This is a genomic window from Cellulomonas sp. NPDC058312 (assembly GCF_042880135.1).
Classification (GTDB): domain Bacteria; phylum Actinomycetota; class Actinomycetes; order Actinomycetales; family Cellulomonadaceae; genus Cellulomonas.
In genome coordinates this window covers 1-16,948 of sequence record NZ_JBHVZE010000007.1, presented here as the reverse complement: position 1 = coordinate 16,948, position 16,948 = coordinate 1, and the positions used below count along the sequence as shown (strand labels likewise).

The 16,948-nt window shown below is 68.9% G+C and carries 18 protein-coding genes, 1 tRNA gene and 1 pseudogene; 11 read left to right on the top strand and 9 right to left on the bottom strand.

Going from position 1 to position 16,948, the window contains the following annotated elements:
- The first annotated feature begins 41 nt into the window (after positions 1-41).
- A complete protein-coding gene (locus tag ACFVXN_RS17730) occupies positions 42-509 on the top strand; it encodes a nucleoside deaminase (protein WP_389235594.1) in 468 nt (155 codons plus the stop codon).
- Between the two features lie 8 nt (positions 510-517).
- On the opposite strand, the gene ACFVXN_RS17725 is transcribed toward ACFVXN_RS17730, so the two are convergent.
- Positions 518-1,414, bottom strand: a complete 897-nt coding sequence (locus tag ACFVXN_RS17725) for a Sir2 family NAD-dependent protein deacetylase (protein ID WP_389235591.1) — start codon at positions 1,412-1,414, stop codon at positions 518-520.
- A 62-nt stretch (positions 1,415-1,476) separates the two neighbouring features.
- Between ACFVXN_RS17725 and ACFVXN_RS17720 the strand changes: the two genes are divergently transcribed.
- A tRNA-Ser gene (locus ACFVXN_RS17720) sits at positions 1,477-1,563 on the top strand.
- A gap of 97 nt (positions 1,564-1,660) precedes the next feature.
- Here the strand turns inward: ACFVXN_RS17720 and ACFVXN_RS17715 are convergent.
- The 3 genes from ACFVXN_RS17715 to ACFVXN_RS17705 all read right to left on the bottom strand — a co-directional run bounded on the left by ACFVXN_RS17715 (position 1,661) and on the right by ACFVXN_RS17705 (position 5,592).
- Positions 1,661-3,304: a hypothetical protein gene (locus tag ACFVXN_RS17715; RefSeq protein ID WP_389235588.1), complete on the bottom strand. Its 1,644-nt coding sequence runs from the start codon at positions 3,302-3,304 to the stop codon at positions 1,661-1,663.
- Positions 3,301-4,377 (bottom strand): hypothetical protein, encoded by a 1,077-nt coding sequence (locus ACFVXN_RS17710; protein WP_389235585.1) that lies wholly within the window; start codon positions 4,375-4,377, stop codon positions 3,301-3,303. The genes ACFVXN_RS17715 and ACFVXN_RS17710 overlap by 4 nt, the downstream gene beginning before the upstream one ends.
- A gap of 786 nt (positions 4,378-5,163) precedes the next feature.
- Positions 5,164-5,592, bottom strand: coding sequence for a hypothetical protein (locus tag ACFVXN_RS17705; RefSeq protein ID WP_389235583.1), 429 nt, complete (start codon positions 5,590-5,592; stop codon positions 5,164-5,166).
- Positions 5,593-5,784: 192 nt separating this feature from the next.
- Here ACFVXN_RS17705 and ACFVXN_RS17700 point away from each other — a divergent pair, with 192 nt between their 5' ends.
- Entirely contained in the window at positions 5,785-6,249 is a 465-nt protein-coding gene (locus ACFVXN_RS17700; RefSeq protein WP_389235581.1) for a hypothetical protein, read from the top strand.
- Positions 6,250-6,704: 455 nt separating this feature from the next.
- Here ACFVXN_RS17700 and ACFVXN_RS17695 read toward each other — a convergent pair whose 3' ends face one another.
- Positions 6,705-7,940, bottom strand: coding sequence for a hypothetical protein (locus tag ACFVXN_RS17695; RefSeq protein ID WP_389235579.1), 1,236 nt, complete (start codon positions 7,938-7,940; stop codon positions 6,705-6,707).
- Between the two features lie 59 nt (positions 7,941-7,999).
- A complete protein-coding gene (locus ACFVXN_RS17690; protein ID WP_389235576.1) occupies positions 8,000-8,263 on the bottom strand; it encodes a helix-turn-helix domain-containing protein in 264 nt (87 codons plus the stop codon).
- 248 nt (positions 8,264-8,511) lie between these two features.
- On the opposite strand from ACFVXN_RS17690, the gene ACFVXN_RS17685 reads away from it, so the two are divergent.
- The 6 genes from ACFVXN_RS17685 (at position 8,512) to ACFVXN_RS17660 (ending at position 11,270) form a co-directional block, all read left to right on the top strand.
- A complete protein-coding gene (locus ACFVXN_RS17685) occupies positions 8,512-8,892 on the top strand; it encodes a hypothetical protein (RefSeq protein WP_389235573.1) in 381 nt (126 codons plus the stop codon).
- Entirely contained in the window at positions 8,889-9,254 is a 366-nt protein-coding gene (locus ACFVXN_RS17680) for a hypothetical protein (protein ID WP_389235570.1), read from the top strand. The genes ACFVXN_RS17685 and ACFVXN_RS17680 overlap by 4 nt, the downstream gene beginning before the upstream one ends.
- Complete coding sequence (locus ACFVXN_RS17675) at positions 9,251-9,994, top strand: type II toxin-antitoxin system prevent-host-death family antitoxin (protein ID WP_389235567.1); 744 nt, start codon at positions 9,251-9,253, stop codon at positions 9,992-9,994. Before ACFVXN_RS17680 ends, ACFVXN_RS17675 begins: the two co-directional genes overlap by 4 nt.
- The gene (locus ACFVXN_RS17670) at positions 9,978-10,109 is read left to right on the top strand and encodes a hypothetical protein (RefSeq protein WP_389235564.1); all 132 of its coding nucleotides are present in this window, start codon (positions 9,978-9,980) and stop codon (positions 10,107-10,109) included. The genes ACFVXN_RS17675 and ACFVXN_RS17670 overlap by 17 nt, the downstream gene beginning before the upstream one ends.
- A 428-nt stretch (positions 10,110-10,537) precedes the next feature.
- On the top strand, positions 10,538-10,924 hold the full coding sequence (locus tag ACFVXN_RS17665) for a hypothetical protein (protein ID WP_389235561.1): 387 nt from the start codon (positions 10,538-10,540) through the stop codon (positions 10,922-10,924).
- 4 nt (positions 10,925-10,928) lie between these two features.
- Complete coding sequence (locus ACFVXN_RS17660) at positions 10,929-11,270, top strand: hypothetical protein (protein WP_389235559.1); 342 nt, start codon at positions 10,929-10,931, stop codon at positions 11,268-11,270.
- Between the two features lie 215 nt (positions 11,271-11,485).
- Here the strand turns inward: ACFVXN_RS17660 and ACFVXN_RS17655 are convergent, their stop codons facing one another.
- Together ACFVXN_RS17655 and ACFVXN_RS17650 are read right to left on the bottom strand one after the other, a co-directional pair.
- On the bottom strand, positions 11,486-13,906 hold the full coding sequence (locus ACFVXN_RS17655) for a S8 family peptidase (RefSeq protein WP_389235556.1): 2,421 nt from the start codon (positions 13,904-13,906) through the stop codon (positions 11,486-11,488).
- A 51-nt stretch (positions 13,907-13,957) separates the two neighbouring features.
- Positions 13,958-14,935: an AAA family ATPase gene (locus tag ACFVXN_RS17650; protein WP_389235553.1), complete on the bottom strand. Its 978-nt coding sequence runs from the start codon at positions 14,933-14,935 to the stop codon at positions 13,958-13,960.
- A gap of 61 nt (positions 14,936-14,996) precedes the next feature.
- On the opposite strand from ACFVXN_RS17650, the gene ACFVXN_RS17645 reads away from it, so the two are divergent.
- Both ACFVXN_RS17645 and ACFVXN_RS17640 read left to right on the top strand, forming a co-directional pair.
- The gene (locus ACFVXN_RS17645; protein ID WP_389235550.1) at positions 14,997-15,281 is read left to right on the top strand and encodes a helix-turn-helix transcriptional regulator; all 285 of its coding nucleotides are present in this window, start codon (positions 14,997-14,999) and stop codon (positions 15,279-15,281) included.
- Positions 15,282-15,543: 262 nt separating this feature from the next.
- Positions 15,544-15,906, top strand: a complete 363-nt coding sequence (locus tag ACFVXN_RS17640; RefSeq protein WP_389235547.1) for a nucleoside 2-deoxyribosyltransferase — start codon at positions 15,544-15,546, stop codon at positions 15,904-15,906.
- A 657-nt stretch (positions 15,907-16,563) separates the two neighbouring features.
- Here ACFVXN_RS17640 and ACFVXN_RS17635 read toward each other — a convergent pair.
- Positions 16,564-16,858, bottom strand: a pseudogene (locus tag ACFVXN_RS17635) (IS3 family transposase); the annotation flags it as partial.
- Between the last annotated feature and the right edge of the window lie 90 nt (positions 16,859-16,948).

Below are 16,948 nucleotides of genomic sequence, written 5' to 3'. Positions count from 1 at the left end.
ACCACCCGTCGGCGGCCGCCCGCGTGCGGGAGGATGGCGGCATGTTCGCGCGCGCCGACGACCTCACCGCCATGGGCCTGGCCCTCACCGAGGCGGCGGGCTGCGCGGCCACCGGCGACGTCCCGGTCGGGGCGGTCGTGCTGGGGCCGGACGGGGAGGTCGTCGGGGCCGGCCGCAACCGCCGCGAGGCCGACGCCGACCCGACCGCGCACGCCGAGGTGCTGGCGCTGCGGGCGGCGTCCGCGGTGCTCGGCCGGTGGCGCCTCGACGACTGCACCCTCGTCGTCACCCTCGAGCCGTGCCTGATGTGCGCGGGGGCGACCGTCCTGGCCCGGGTGCCGCGGCTGGTGCTCGGCGCGTGGGACCCGAAGGCCGGGGCGTGCGGGTCGCAGTGGGACGTCGTGCGCGACGTGCGGCTCAACCACCAGGTCGAGGTCGTCGGCGGGGTCCGCGAGGACGAGTGCGCGGCGGTGCTGCGGGAGTTCTTCGCGGGGCACCGGGGGCGCTGAGCACCCGGTCAGAGCCGCGCGGCGAGCTCCTGCAGCGTCTCCGAGGCACCGGCGTCCAGCGTCATCGTCGCCAGCGGGTCCCCGCGCGTCGCACCCCGGTTGAGGATCACCACGGGCCGTCCGCCGGCCGCCGCGTGCCGCACGAACCGCAGTCCCGACTGCACCGTCAGCGACGACCCCGCGACCAGCAGGGCGTCCGCCTCGTCGACCAGCGCGTACGCGGCCGCCACCCGCTCGGCGGGCACCGTCTCCCCGAAGTAGACGATGTCCGGCTTCAACATCCCGCCGCACGGCCCGTCGCCCCCGTCGGGGTCCGGCTGCCAGCAGTCCGCGACGACGAAGTGCGACGTCTGCTCGATCACCGCGTCCGCGTCCGGGGCGATCTCCACGTCCCCGACCGCCCCCACGGACTCCGCGAACCCCGGGTTCAGCGCCTCCAGCCGCTCCGCGAGCTCCGTCCGGGACACCACGCGGTGGCAGCGCAGGCAGATCACCCGGTCGTACCGGCCGTGCAGGTCGATGACCCGCCGCGAGCCCGCCTGCTCGTGCAGCAGGTCGACGTTCTGCGTGATCAGCCCGACCACCGTGCCGTGCGCCTCCATCGACGCCAGCGCCCGGTGCCCGGCGTTCGGGTGCGTGCGGTGCACGTGCTGCCACCCGATGTGGTTGCGCGCCCAGTAGTGCTGCCGGAACGCCGCGTCCCCCACGAACTGCTGGTACGTCATCGGGTTGCGCGGCGGGGAGTCCGGGCTGCGGTAGTCGGGGATCCCCGAGTCGGTCGACAGCCCCGCACCGGTCAGGACCGTCAGCCGGCTGCCCCGCAGCAGCGCCACCGCGTCGTCGACCGTGCCGGGGTTCGGCCGGACGTCGTCGTGGGCGGGAACGGGCAGGCGCAAGGACGTCACACCCCCACGGTACGACCCCGATGCGGGAGATCCGTCCGGCATCCGGTAGTCTCCCTTGCCGAGGTAGCGTGTCCGAGCGGCCTAAGGAGCACGCCTCGAAAGCGTGTGTGGGTGAAAGTCCACCGTGGGTTCAAATCCCACCGCTACCGCGTGTGAGGGAGTCAGGTAACTGGACCCCTCGGAGTCATGAAACCCCCGCCGGGTTCCCGGCGGGGGTTTCATGCTGTCCGGGGTGCCTCGAGCGCGTCAGTGGTCGGAGTTGTGCGGCGTGTCGTAGCGGTCGATGTCGCCGTAGACGTTGAGCTCTTCGTGGCCGAAGAACTCCTCGGGACCGCGCAAGATCACGTCCGCCTCGGGTCCCTCGTCCGGGCCGTTCACGGCGATCTCGCCGAGTGCGAGACGCAGGTTCTGCGACATGACCGCGACCGCGAGCATGAACGAGACCTTCACGATGCCGCGCAGCTGGATCCAGCCGCGGCCGACGTCCTCCGTCGCTCCGGACTTCATCGACGCGTACCCGCGTTCGACCGACGGGCGCTTGTTGTAGAGCAGCGCCCACTTCTCCGACTGCCACTGCAACCGCTGACGGGTCTTCGGAGACACGTCCTCGTACACGGTGATCGACTGGCGGAAGCAGATGCCGTCCGCAACCTGCAGCGCCGGCCGTGGAGGAGTCACCTCCGGCAGGAGGTCCGAGTCGGGGAGTTGCATCGTGAACGCCCGCAACGGGCAGACGACCTTGCCGTGCAGCGCCGGGCACGCGAACCGCTCCTTGCCGGCGCCGTTGCCCGCGATCCGCACAAGCGCGTAGGGCTCGCGCAGCGAGGTGATGCGGCGAGCCCACGCCAGCGCCTTCTTCAACGCGTCCCACGCGGACCGTTCCTTCAGCGGCTCGTCCGGCCCGGGACGAGGGCCGAGCGTGCTGCGCGCCGGACGCTCCAGCGGGAGCAGGTGCCCCGGCATGCCGGGGCAGAACGCCCCGCCGTCGAGGAACATCGCACCCCGGTAGTGCTCGACGCCTCGGTCGAGCTGGTGGATGTCCATGACTAGCTCGGCGCCCATGGCGCGCATCGGGTGGTGCCACCGCTCCGGCTTCGCGTGGGAGTACTCACGGTCGGCGATCACCAACCCGAACTTGCGGCCGGCGTTCGTGAGCTTGCGGTGCAAGAGCTCGGCGAGCCGCATCGCCGGCTCCTCGCCGTGCTCGTGCGCCGGGCGGACCTCCATCGCCTCGATGTAGGCGGGCAGCGGGGCGATCAGCGTGTAGCTGGACTTCTTGTACCCGAAGACCCGGTCACGGTCACCGGTCTGGAATGTCGGGGTGCGGTGTCCCCACCGTGCTTCGCTCTCGTGGCTGATCGCACCGGCGGCGTCCTTCGGGCGAGTCCATGGCTTGCCCCAGGACTCCACGGCCGTGTTGTCGACCGCCCACGAACCAGACAGGCGGTGGCGCATCGGGATCGTCGCGGCAGCCATCGCGCACACGAGGCCACGAAGCGTCTCGCGCCGGTACTCACGCTCAAGGTCCGACAGGCCCTTCTCGTCCTGGTTCAACCGCGCCGCGAGCTGGTCGAGGGGACCGCGAACCTGAGCGACCGAGATCGGACGGGTGACCGCGTCCGAGCCGACCGCGCGGCGGCGCAGCCCGAGACGCACCTGCAGCGAACGCGGCAGATCCTGGGTCAGGACCCGGTGCGCGCGCACCTCGAACGCCCCCGACCCGGTGATCGTCGCCACGACGAACGCGGCGAGCCACACGTCCAGACCGAACTGGCGCGGACGCCCGCCCGCGCGCTCTCCGGGACGCAGGACCTTCTCGATCCGTTCGACGACGTCACCGGCACGGATGATGTCCAGGACCCACAGGAACAGTTTGCCGTTGATGTTCATCCGGCCTTCCTCCAACTCCGGTGCACGTTCGCGAACAGGGTGGCGACGTAGGCAGGGTCGAGAGGGTCGCAGTACCCCTGCAGGTCCACGAGAGTCGTCGCGTACTTCAAGCCGGCTGCCTGCATGACCTCCCGCACCGGGATGCCTGCTTGCATCGCGGCGACCAGCCACGTGTTGCGCATCCGAGGACAGCTCACATGAGGGCGGTCCTCGGGGCGAGCCGCGCGAGCGTGCCTGATCGCGGTCTGGACGACCGAGCGACGGTTGCCCTCCGTCCCGAGCACGTACGCACCGGCGCCCCGACCGATCTCGTCGTGCATCGCCAGCGCGAGTTCGACGGTCGGGCGCATGACGTCGGCGACGACCGCGACCCGTGTCGCGGTGCCGTCGGTCACCTCGACGGTGAGGACGTCACCGCCGCCCGGCACCGGGAAGACCACGAGGTGGTGGCGTCGCACCAACGCCAGGTCGTGCCCGTCGAGGCCAGCGCCGAGCGACAACCCCACGATGAAGCACAGCGACCGTCGGTTCGTCGAGGTGCGCTGCTGGTGGGCGTACTGCACGACGACCGGGACCTCCGGGCCCTGCAGGGGCACGGAAGCAGACCGTGTGTGCGGCACCGGGGTGGGCTCGACCCCCTGGGACCTCTGCACCGCTCTGCGCACGAACGACACCAGGTTCGCTGCCGTGGAGTCAGCGGCCGAACGGCCGCTCCGGTACAGGTCCAGGAGGTTGGGGTAGTCGACCTCGTCGAGCCTCAGTGCCGCTGTCACATCGACCCGGTGAGGCTGCGACACAACCCACTCCAGATACCGGGACAAGTGCCACATGACGTTCCGGGCGTTCTCCGGACTCTTCGGCCTGTAGTAACGGGCGAGCGTCCGGCACATCGGCGCGGTCAGATCCCACGACTTCACGGCCTTGCCTTGTGGACTGTAGGCAGCAATCGTCGCCTCGATCTCGGGAGGCAAGACCGGCAGTGGCGCGGGTCCGCTGTGGCGGAGCGCTCCGAGCGCTGCGGCGTGCTTCCGCTTGCCTTCGGCGACTCTGGCCGCGCGGGACAGAGTCTTCATGCGAGGCGGCTTACCTGCAGGTGAGACCGAGTCAATCGAGGTGGGCATCAGACCACCGACCTGTGCTACTGCGGGGTTCAGGAGCCTCCACGACGGGGCGGAGGGTGGCAGCCGAGACGAGGGCTGCGAGTGCATCGCTGCGAACTCGAAGGTCAAGTCTGACGCCGTTGAAGCATCGTTGTCCAGAGCTCGGTGCGCACTTTCAGCAACGTGTCTCGTGGTCGGTGTCGCCGGGTTGGTGACCCGCGTGCGGACTCTCTGGCGTCGAGCGAGGCGCATCAGCTGCGTGCGGTCGTCGCCCGGCCGCGAGCGCACACCCACCAGGGCCAGGGCATGAGCGTTGATGGTCTCTTGCCGGAGAACGCGGTCCAAGTCCAGAGGCGAACGTCGGTCCCACGCGGTCGTGAGGCTCAAGAACATCACCAGGGCCCGAAGCATCGACTTCATCGTGTGGAGGTTCGTCGGCCGGCACGATCGGACTCGGTCATGAACGCCGTCGCGCGCCAGAGCCCACGCGGGCGCGTCGAGCCTGGCGGGATGCCACGTCGACAGGTACTCCTCGAGCGTCGTCGACAACCGTCGAGGACACGCGGAAGGATGGGGTGGTAGCCCGGCTTCAGGCATGCGAGAACCTCCGTCTGTGGGCGCGACGGGCGTAGGCCCTTGCCGTGCTGCTCAGACGGGGTAGTCTGTGGGCAGCACGATGCGCCCATTAGTTGCTTGCTGGTAGGTCAAAGTGCTCGCCGCCGGCTCGAGTTCGCGCTCGACCGGCGGCATTTTTCATGCCTACACGGCGCCCACCCCCGGCTTGGCGAACGTGCCGTTCGGGTTCTTCACCAGAGCGCCCCTCGCCACGAGCTGGCCAGCTTTCGCGCGGCAGCTCTCGATCTGAGAACGGGTCGGCTCGCCGTCGTGCAGCGTGCGGGCGAGCTCGACCGCCTTCCAGGACGTGCCGGGAGCGCTGCGATCCACAAGTTCTGCCATCCGACCGAGCAGAGTCGCAGGGTCGAGCTGGGCCGACTTGACAGGGCGATCGGTGCTCGGCGCGGCGTCCGCAGGGCGAGGAGAGACACTCGCACTGGGGGACGTTTCGCTGACCAGACTGCGCAGCACGTCACGTGCGTGCTTGAGGTCGCGCAGCTTCGCCTCGAGGCCGGCGATGTGCTCATCGACCTGGCGGATCGACTCCATCATCGCGCTGGTCAGGTCGGGCATGGGATGACACTACAGCCGTCCCGCACCTGCGCAACACCCTGCGTCAATCGTTCAGGCCGACCATTCTGCGCAGACGGTTGCGTTGCCTTGCGTGATCGTGAGCGAGGTCCGTGCCGAACGAGTGGACCTCGGTGCTTCCCATCCCCGGTCATTGCGCGCATCGTTCACGCAAGACGTCACCGTTGCGCGCGGGTGCTCTGCGACGATGCGGGCGTTGACGAGATCGTCACCGAGGTTCTCAAAGTCGCCGCCGGGCTCCTGGGCGCTGTCGTTGTCGCTCTGCTCAGTCCGCTGTTCCGGACGTCACGGCGGCTGAGGGACGAGCTCCGCGCCGACGCGCAGTTCGTCGAACGGGTCCCGTCGGGTGCCCGTGCCGAGCTGCGTTCGGAGATTGCCAGACGTACGCACCTGTTGGTCTCGCTGACTCGGCACCCGCCGGTGACGAGGGCCGACGTGCTCACGATCGGCTCGTGGTCGGTCTACCTCGCGGTCGGGGTGTGGATGACCTTGAACATCGTCGATGTGCCGCTGGCGGACGCGTTGATGGCGGTCGCGGCGATGGTGACGTTCGGGCTCGGTGTCCTCACCTCGCACGTCACCACATCACCATGTTCGGTGGCTGGTCGCGGCGGGCGTCCGCCCGAATGTTCTACGTAGCGGAGCACATCGGTGAGGACGAAGCCGTCACCGTGGCCCGGATGGTCCGGTCCGCACGAACGTGTTCGCGGCTGCCTGCTGTGTGCTCATCGCCGCCACGGTCGAGCCGATCGTTCCGATCCTGATCAACAGGACACCGATCGAGGTGGCGTCGTTCGGTGTCGCGCGCGGCGCTGGCGATGGGCGTCGTGGTCTCTGGGCTGCTGACCTCGCACTCGACGCAGGGTGCGTTGCGCGCGCTGCTGAACGACCTGCTGGGTCCTGCTCCTTCGGTCGGGCCTGTTCCGGAGCGCCGGTCTCAAAGCGCCGCGGCGAGCGACGGCAACTCGTCCATGAAGCAGGGACAGCAGGCAGTACCGGCGCGGTAGCCTGGGGGCCGCGGTCGACGCAGGTCTCTCGGTGCGGGTGCCTGACCACGCGGTCTGGCATCGATGGTGCCCGTCGTGGTGTCCGCGCTACTCGGTCACGAGCGTGTCCGGCGTTAGGAAGTTTGCCGGGCCGTACAGGGTGAGGAACCAGGTCCCGGCTTCGGATTCAGTGGCAGGGCTACCGTTCTCGTCGATGCGGATCCAGCGCAGGGCGGTGTCGTGGACCTGCCCGTCCACGTGCAGCCTGACGTCGACGACGGCGACGCTCGCCGCGGTGTGCCGCACAGCACGAAGCTCCCAGCGTGTGAGTTCGAGCGCGCCGTAGGCGTCCTTTGCGACGAGCGCCCGCCTCCCGACCGGGGTGTGCTGCTCGCCGTGCAGGTGAGCGCTGGCAGGGCCCCACTGGTGGCGCTGCCACTGCTGGAGGAACTCGGTGCACGTCTGCGCGACCTCGGACGGCTCATCGTCACCGGGGGTATACGTGTGCGGATGCCACGCATCGATCCGCGCTGATCGGGCGCGGACCTCGCGCCAACGCCCCACCGACTCCCGCAGTGACGGCGTCGGCTGCACCGGTTCCCGCTGCTTCGCGCGTGCGGCCGCCCAGTCGGTCACCGCGAAGAGGCGGTTCCACGCCTTCGTCGCCACGACGACGTTGTCGAAGTTCACCACCATCCCGTGCAGGATGCCGTGCCGGTAGAGCTCGGTGACCTCGTCGGTCTCGGTCTTGCGGAATGACCTCTGGAACGTCTGGTGAGCGTGCGCGAGCCCGAGGTGGTGGGCCGTCACGCTGTTCCACGCGACCATGTCATCTGCGTCCCTGGCGTGCAGTCCACGCCTGTTGGTGGTCTCGACGTCGTTGACGAACCCGTCCATGACGGGGATGAGGGCGAGCGCGACCGCGTAGTAGCGCCCCTCCCGGTAGTCGTCGAGCGCGTGACGGACCAGCGGAAGACGTGGGCGCAGCTGCTCGAACCGGAACAACTGCTTGACCACGAAGTCGAGCCGGCCGTCCTCTTGGTAGTACGCGATCAGCCGCCGCTCGGCTTCCTCAGGGTCTGTGGCGGCGACGACCTCTTCGATCTTCGTGGTGGCGAGATCGTCGGTGTAGACCCAGTTCCGCGGGCCGAGCAGCCGGTAGAAGTCGTCGACCATCCTGGGGATGCGCCGAAGTTCCGCCTCAGTGGCTCGTAGCTGTGCGCGCTGCTTGGCCGGCAGCATCCAGCCGATCACCTTGAGCGCGGCGAGCTGCTGCTCGAGCTCCTTGATGACCGGAAGGTCCTTGGCCGATCCGTACGGCGTGACGCGATCCGCGCTGTCCATGAGGGAACGCTAGCGACCGGCGCCCACACCGGATGGTGTTCTCGCGGTGCTGCCGTGCGCTAGGGCGTCCTGCTCGGTGGGACGTCCTCGGGGTCGACGAACGGGAAGAACGCCCGAGGTGACACGTGGAGCGCACCGGCGAGCTGCCAGATCGCGTGCAGTGAGATGTTCCGGCGTCCTGACTCGACGGTGTTCAAGTACGTCCGGTCCAAGCCCGAAGCCAGCGCGAGCTGCTCCTGCGTCATGCCCGCCCCGACCCTGATGAGCCTCAACGTCGCGCCGAAAGCGCGCCGCTGGACGGCTTGCAGGTCGGAGTCGGGCACTCGCTCGACGCTAGGGACGGCCGACTGACCCGTCGACCGACTATGAGCAACACTCCAAACGTTCCTCACTGTCTAGACGCTACCCGGGCCAAGGAGCGTCGACGCGAACCTGCAGATCGCCCGTGGGGCTTGATTGAGTGCGTGCAAAGCGTACTATGAGCAACGTTGGTCTCAGGGCTACGTACCTGAGCGTCGGAAGGCCACCTTCCACCGCGCGTGCTCCACCCCACCGTCGAGGGACAGCAACCATGACCGACACGACGAAAGATCGGCACCCCGCGACCCGGCCCTCGCACGCCTGGGCGTACGCGCGATGGTCGACCGGCTCGCTCCTGATCGCAGGGACAGCCCTCGCCGGTGCGCTTGCCGAGCTGCTCAACGGCGGGCCGCTCGGCACCTGCCTGGCACTGCTCGCGGTCACCGTCGTCACAGGACGTGGACACATTCGTGCTCGCGACCAGTTCCGTCGCGGGTGGCGATATGGATACGAGAGCGCCATCCGTACGGCCCTGGAGTACCAGGCGGGCAAGATCCCTGACGTCGAGACGCGGGCCGCGGTCCTGGGAGACCCCATCCCCGAGCCCTGGGAGCAGCACGTCTCACCGGTCAAGCCGCGGAGCTCGCAGTGAACGCCCCGCACGTCGACGAGCTCGTCCTGGCAGACGCGACCGGGGTCTGGGCGATCCGGTCGCTGTCGCGGACTCAGTACTTCCTCGACCTGGACTCGGTGCTTCTGCTGCGTCTGGCCGCGCCCACGTCCTCGCGCGGACCCGGCGACGGGCGGTGGGTGCCGCTGGTGTCCGTGAAGTCGGTCTTCCACGGTGACGTGGGGGTGATCCGGGTCGGGGACCGGCACGAGTACGTCTTCGACTGGGACCCCTGCGGTCCGGAGTTCGGATTCTGGATCCAGCGGCTGGTGACGTCGATCGACTACGTCGAACCCGAGGAGCTCGCCGGGTTGCCGGCCTTCCCGCAGGACGACGCGCTGTGACCGGCATCCGACGCCCGTGGTTGTGGTCGTTGCCGACCCGGGTGGAACTCGCCGAAGGCACCGTAATCCAGTTCAAGGAGCACGGGCAGTCCGCGATCAGGTTCACCCAGTCGCAGCTCGACAAGATGTTCGAGGCCGGGCTGATGCAGCCGCCCCGGACGTCCGGGCGCGACCCCGACTCGGCCGCCGGTGTCACGCTGGACGGCGACGCGAAGTTCCTCGTCGGTGAGGTCGACCTCGGCCCGGAGGTCGGCTTGGAGGTCCTGGCGCGCGGCCTCGAAGTCGCCATCGACGCCTCGTACCGGGAGTACCGCGAACGGCACCCGCGGCCGGAGTCCGACGACGACGGCGAGGACTCGGGTCTGAGTGAGGGTGCGTTCCACGAGCCGGACCTGCTGGGTCTGTCCCGCGAGATCGTTGTCCCTGTTGAGGAGGTCGAGGACCGGTTCGACGATCTGCTGGACGAGGTCGAGCGGGGCGCCCAAGTCGTGGTCGTCAAGGACGGGAAGCGGGTCGCGGCCATGGTGTCGTGGTCGGCGTACGTGGACGTGCGCGAGAAGTTCGCCGCCATGGCCGTGTCGTTCTGGTCCGCCTGGCGTTCCGGGGTGTTCGACGTCGCCGGGCACGCCACCGACCTGGCACGGACCCTGCGCCGCCACCCCACCGCGAAGCCGAACCCGCCCTCGGACGACGAAGGCCGCACGCCGGAGGGGGGTGACGGCGATGAGTCCGCTCGGTGACGGGCGCCGCAGGTTCGCGTGGGAGCAGACCGAGCGCGTGATGCCGGTGGCGGGCGCGATCCCGAAGTACAAGAAGATCCGCAGCGGGGTGAATGCCGGCGTCCCGATGTTCTGACCGACGCCGACACACGCATTGCGGTCATCGTGGGGTGGGACTTGTGGACGCTGCAGCACGAGCGGTAGGTGTACGCGGCCGCGACGTCCTGGGGGTTCTGGCGCAACGGCAGGTTCGACGCCGCGGGGCCGGGTGGGAGGTCCTGGCGTACCTTCGCCCGCCGATGCAGGAGCGCCTGCACTCCACCGTGCAGCCCGGCGAGGACGGAGGACCCGATGAGCGGCGTCGCTGACCCAGTGCACGCCCGAGGGCGGTCGCAGGCGACGACCGGGTGGGCAATGCACCTGATCGAGTCCACAGGCCCGGACGGCATGGTCACTGCGACTGGGCTACCGCCGGTCCGGCAGGGCGCCCCTGGTAACCGGTGCCGGCGGGGCGCGGCGCAACGGCGAACCGGCGGGTGCCCGACGAGAACGACCATGCGAACGGTGGTGACCGCGATGAGCGAATCCGATGACGGACCCAGCCCTCGCTCCTGGGACGCACCGGATCAGGTCGTGCCGGTGCAGATGGTCATCCCGCAGTACGCGGAGCTCGAGATCGACAGATGGTCGCCCGTGATCCTGGTCCAGGACGGCAGGCGCCTCGCGATAATCGTCGGGTGGGATTGGTGGACGGTGCAGCAGGAGCGGTACCTGCACGCAGCCGCGGTCGGGTGGGCGCACTGGCGTGGGGGGAAGTTCGACGCCCAGGGCTTCGGGTGGAGGGTCATGCCGTTCCTGAGCTCTCCGCAAGACCCGCCGGTCCACCCGGAACCGCCCCCGCCCTCGGCACACGTCGATGACGACAGCGACGACGATGTCCGCCCCGGTTGACCCAATGCACACCGCCGGGCGGTGGCTCGTCACGACCGCGTCCGGGGCGATGCACCTGATCGATTCCACCGGTCCGGACGGCACGGTCACCGCGACCAGGGTCACCGCCGGACCGGCAGGGGACGACCCCCGGTTCCCGCTCGGCAGGCTGCGCCGCGACGACCAGGCCGTCACCGTGGTGGGCATCCGGCATGTGACCGGCACATCCATGACCGAAGGCATCGTCGTGGGGCAGGACATGTGGCTGCAGCTCGAACCCCTCGACCCGGCCGCCGCCCTGACGCTGCGCCGGACGACTCCCGTGGTCGCGGTCGAGGCGCTGCCGGAGGTAGACGCCGGTGGGTGACGACGGCCCCCTCCGACGACGGGTACCCGACACGGCGCGCGGGAGCGCGACCGCGGTCAGACCGAGGCCCACCGCCAATTGCCGGACGCCCGAACTGGGACCGTCCCGGTAGGCGGACGTTCCCGCAGGTCGTAGGGCAGGTCCGCGCGGCGTACGGTTTCGTCAGTGGGGGCGCGAGCCCCCTGCCGCAACAGGGCCCTGGCCTCTGCGCGCGGTCATCCCTCCTGACGAAGCCGCACCCGGGAGCGACTGCGAGCTGCGGCGTACAGGTCGATCTGGGCAGTCTCACGCACCGCGATCTCAACGGCCAGCGCATACGGCTGCACACGCCTCTTGACGTCGTAGTCAGCCTTCGCCCACTGGTCGGTCGCCTGGGTGACCACCACCTGGAAGTTCGTGTCGTCGGGCGACCAGGACGCGCTCGTCCCGCGACGCAGGATCAGGGTGTTCGACCCCAGGGTCGCGGTGCCGCGGTCCATGGCGAAACGCTGCGGCGACTTGGGCAGTGGACGTTTCGCCGCCGCGAGCTCCACCGGGTCAGGGAAGTTCCTCGCGTCCGGCTGGTGCTTGTAGATCTCCTTGAGTTGGTCGAACGTGTGGTTCTTGATGATGTCAACCTCCATCGACGCGCCGACGTACGCGCGCCTACTGCGACGCACCGGAGGTGTGAACGCCAGAGCCACGGCGATCCGCTGCTCGAGGCCGATCTGCAGGAACTCCTCGGGGATCGGCAGGGAGTGGATCTCGGAGTCGTTGAGCTCCATCGCGCCCTCGTACGTGAACACGACCCGGTGGGTACCCGACTCCAAGATCCGAGCGGCGTCGGGTTCGCCGTAGACAGCCACGATCGATGTCGACGTCGTGCCGTGAGCGTCGTCGGGCTGGAACTGGTCCGGTTGGAGCTTCCGGGAGGACAACGCGGTCAAAGCGCGCAGCAGGTTTCCGCCCGCGTCGGGGTACCGGGTGGCGATCCGCGCGACCTGGTGCGCGACGTACGGCGCCGAGAAGCTCGTCCCGGTCACCGCGGCCGCGATGCGACCTCCCGGTGATCCGGGCGGGGCGAGCGACACGACCGCCAACGCCGCGTCCTTCGTCGGACCGAGCTGGTGGAACTGGTGATCCCACGCCCAGTTACCGCCGTGCGCGGCGAACTCGGGCTTCGCGGTCCCGGCCCTGTCGCGTCCTCGGCTGGGGCCGAGCCGCGTGAACGGGGAGGGCCATTCCGTGGTGTGGGCGATCGCGACGTGTGCGGGGTTGCTCGGCGTCGTGTGCCGGGCGAACCCGCCGACCGTGATCGCGTTGACCGCGTTCCCGGGTTCAGCGATCCGGGACTGAGGCGTCGACAGGTACGTGGGGTAGTCCGTCTGCCAGTGGTGCGGGTCGACCGAGGTTCGGTTTCCGCTGGAGACGATGATGACCATGCCCGTGTCACGGGCTAGCTGGTCGATGATCGTGGTGAGTTCCGATGGCAGCGCGCGGCTGTCCGGCCCGTCTTCGTTGATCGAGCAGACGGCGACCTTAACGCCCTCCTGGTGCAGCCACTTGATCGCTGCCTCGAACTGGAGGTGCGGGGTGCCCGGCATGCGCGCACGCCCAGGGTCGTGGGGGTCCTGGTCCATGACGCGTGCGCTGACGATCGGCTGCGGGTTCGACAGCGCACCGGCAGCCGGGTCGACCAGCGGTGTCAGGTCTCCGTAGGCGGCGATCGCTGCGACCTGGGTGCCGTGCCCGGACGGTGGCCCGAACGTGGCACCTGCACCCGGGAAGCTGGCACGGCCCACGACGACGTTCTTCAGGTACGGGTTGTCGAGCACGTCGTCGTCGATCACCCCGATCGCGGCACCCGCGGGCACGATCGGTGTCGTCGGGGGCTGCACGGCGATCAGGTCGGCGATCGAGACGCTCGGCCGCAGCGGCGGTCGTACTCGTTCGACCAAGGGGTGCGCGAGCAGCTCCTCGAGCAGGTCGCGGTCCGCTGCGACACGAACCATCGCGACGTCGGGTCGGTCGTCGCGAGCCACCACCCGGATCGACGGGTTCCGGAGGGCACCGGCGTCGACGACGCCCGCGACGTCGTCCACCCAGCGCTTCGACACATTCGCGCGCCGGCGTGAGTGAATCAGCGACGACGGCCAAATCATCACGTCGATGAGCTCCACGCCGGTGAACTCCAGGTCGTCCAGGCGTGGGTCGTGCCGGTCGCGTCGGTCGTACAACCGGATGCCCGAGATCGCGTCGAGTTGCTTGGCCCACGTGGCGTCGTCCGACCAGTCCGTCGCGTTGCCGTACCACCCGAGCTTCTCCGCGAATCGCGCGCGGGCCTCCGGCGACGACAAGATGTAGACCTCGTTCTCGGTCGTCTCCCCGAGCGGGGTCATCTTGAGTCCGGCGAACGGCGCCGGCGTGATGGGCCGGTCGCCCTCGAACACCAGGACGAGCAGGCTCTCGTCCTCCTCCTGTGCTGGCGTGTCCGTCGGGTCGGCCTGGCCCGGGTACGGAAACCCGAGGCCCTCAAGGATCCCGGCGAGGGTCGTCGCGTGCTCGCTGCGATTCACCGGCGGTGCCGGTGTCGGGTTCCCGCCGCCTCGTCGCGATCCAGTGGAACGGGGCACACCCAACGTCAGGTGGTCGGCCATTCCTAGAGGCTAACCAGACCGATTGCTCAGAGGTGGGCCTTTGTGCTCTTTTCACACCCACGGACGAGTGGCGGTCTCCTCCGCGGCCCCTCTCAGGTCGTGCTTGTCGATGGTTGACCGGCCGGTCATGATCGCGCGGCGCTTCGCGGTGTGTGCCGTGTGCTCGACTGCCGCGAATGACAGTCCGGTCAGCTGCTTCACGACCGGGTCGAGCATCTCGTCGTTCGAGTGCAGGTGGAGGAGTCGTCCGAGCAGCGACCTGATCTGCTCCGGTCGGGGCAGCGGGATCTCGACGACCTCGTCGAACCGGCGCCACAACGCCGTGTCGAGCACACCCGGGTTGTTCGTCGCCGCGATGAGGATCGACGGGCCCTGGTACTTGTCGATCAGCTGCAGCACCGCGTTCACGACACGGCGCAGCTCGCCGTGATCGCCGGGGTCGTCCCGGACCTTCCCGAGGGAGTCGAACTCGTCCAGCAGCACGACCGACGGGGCGGCGGACGCGAAGTCGAACAAGCTCCGCAGGTTCGAGGCCGTCTCGCCGAGGTAGCTCGACATCAACCCGTCGACTCGTGTCGTGACGAGCGGCCAACCCAGCTGGTTCGCGAGCGCTCCGGCAATCGACGTCTTCCCGCATCCCGGCGGGCCGTACAGCAGCACCCGGTTGCGGCGCGGAACTCCGGCGGTGTCGAGCACCGGCCAGTACGCGACCTCGTCAACGAGTCCTTCTAGACGATCTGCCAGGTCAGGGTCGAACACCAGGTCGCGCAGCACGGTGTCGCCGCCCGCCGTCACGTCCGCCAACGGTGCGTTCGAGTCCCTGTCGCGAGGAGGCTCCGGCAGGCGCGGCTGCGCGTCGATCGAGAACGACCGCGCGCCGGCTGCCAAGAGCTTCCGCAGGTCACGGGCGAGCGTCGTGTGCCGCTTCGCCTCTTCCTCGTCGATGATCGCCAGCGCCGCGCGACGGAAGGCAAGGTCGTCACGCGCGTGGTAAGCCGTGACGAGCTCCTTGAGATGCCTTCCAGCCATGCGATCATGCTAGCACTAGCGGCTAACAAAATAGCGCTAAATTTCTGGTAGTTTCGACGCCATGGTCGGCCGCCTTCCCCGAGACGCGAGTCCGCACCTCGATGCGGCGCGGCGTCTCGCGGACGCGATCCGGGCGCGCCGGATCGACCTGGATCTGACGCAGCAGGCGGTCGCCGAACGGGCGGGTGTCGCGTACGGCACCGTCCGTGCGATCGAACGTCGTGCGGTCGTCGACCCGGGGGTGTTCACGATCAGCTCGATCGCTCGTGCGCTCGACACCACGGTTGACGAGCTCCTCGGTCGTCGACCACGGAGGCGCACCGCTGCGCGACCGACCGCCCGCTGAGCTCGCCCTGGACGTGGCTCGCGCAGCGTCGTCAGATTGCTCAGGTTCCGCGTGAGCCTCGCGCACTCCGCCGAGTGAGGTCGTGCACCTGCACCCGTCGCCCGCGACGCGCAGGTCGAGGGCGACGGGCGCGCCTGTCTTCTAGGCCGTGAGCGTGCTCGTCGGACCTATCGGGTTTCACGTGGGGCCGTTCCCCAGTCCAAGGGCCGGTGGCGCGTCGGGCGCCGGTCAGACGTCGAGGTCTCGCAGCCACTGCTCGACCGTGCGCGAGCTCGGGCGGGTCTGCTGCATGAACGGGCACAGCAGGCCGAGGACCGCAGCGGACTGCTTGGCGCAGATCGATCGTGCCGACGTCGTCTTCGCCTGGCTGGACGAACTGGAACCCAGCGAGCACTGCACCGCCTACGGAACTCGCGTAGAGGTCGGCTACGCCCTCGCCCGCGGTAAGCACGTCCTCGTTGGCGCGTCGCGAGCACCGCAGGAGCCAGGTGACTCGGGGATCGCCGCCCGAAGCCCGATCGACGACGTCTGGTTCGCGTGGACAGTCGCGAGCCAGCGCGTGATCGCTCGGTCTCCCCTGGCGGCTCTGGACGAGATCGCGGTGGGGGGTCGCGCGTGGCGGTGAGCCCGAGGGCCTGCACCCCGGTGGGGCTGAACGCTCAGCCGTCTCTTATCTCGCGCAGGTAACACCGCTAAGACTCCGACGATGACATCCACGCACTAGTCCGACCGGGCGAAGGCATGAGGAAATCAGGACGCAAACACCTGCCCCACGCCACTGAAGTCCGGGTAAATGGTGGCCCTCGTGAAGCCGAACTTCGTCTCGAGACGATTGAGGAGTACTGGCTTGACCGCAGCGGGGACGAAGATCCCGAGTGCCTCAGGGAAGTTGGTTCTCCTGCGTCCGCGGCCCGCCGTTCCTTCCGCGTTTTCGAGGTCATATATCTGCTTCGGGGTCCCACGTTGGCGGTGCCCCGAATTCGCCGAGTTCAGAGACCTTCGAACCCGCTGTCTTGTCGGGGTCGCTATGAAGCACGAACAAGCCCCGCTGCGCTGCGATACGCGGGTCGATCGTGGGCGTCGAGTAGATCAGCCGGGCGGCCTTCCTAGTGTGCAACTGGGAGTATGATCCGATCGCGTGGGGGTTGTTGATCGTCCCGAACGCTCTCCGTTGAAACGCGAGAAGGAGCCCGGGTCTCACCCGAACGTTCACTCCCGCCACCATCGAGTCGTCGTCACAGAGGAACCAGAGCGCGACGAACGGGTCGGTCGACAGCGGTTCTCAGGCGGCGAGTGCGACCTGAGTGGTCATGATCGTCTCGTACTCGATGGGTGTCAGGCGGCCGAGGCGGGGTCTGGCGTCGGCGGCGGTGGTAGGTCCGTTCGATCCAGGTGATGATCGCCAGGCGCAGCTCGTGGCGGGTGGCCCAGCGTCGCCGGTCCAGGACGTTCTTCTGCAGCAGCGAGAAGAAGCTCTCCATTGCGGCGTTGTCGCCGGCGGAAGCGACCTGGCCCATCGATCCGATCAGGTCGTGGCGGCGTAGTTCGGCCAGCAGCTTCCTGGAACGAAACTGACTGGGCTCAACCGGTGGTTGCAACACCTGTTCTTTGGAGCGACCGTAGCTGTTCGTCGAGGACTTCGGCTGGTGTTCTCCAGCCGAGGATCT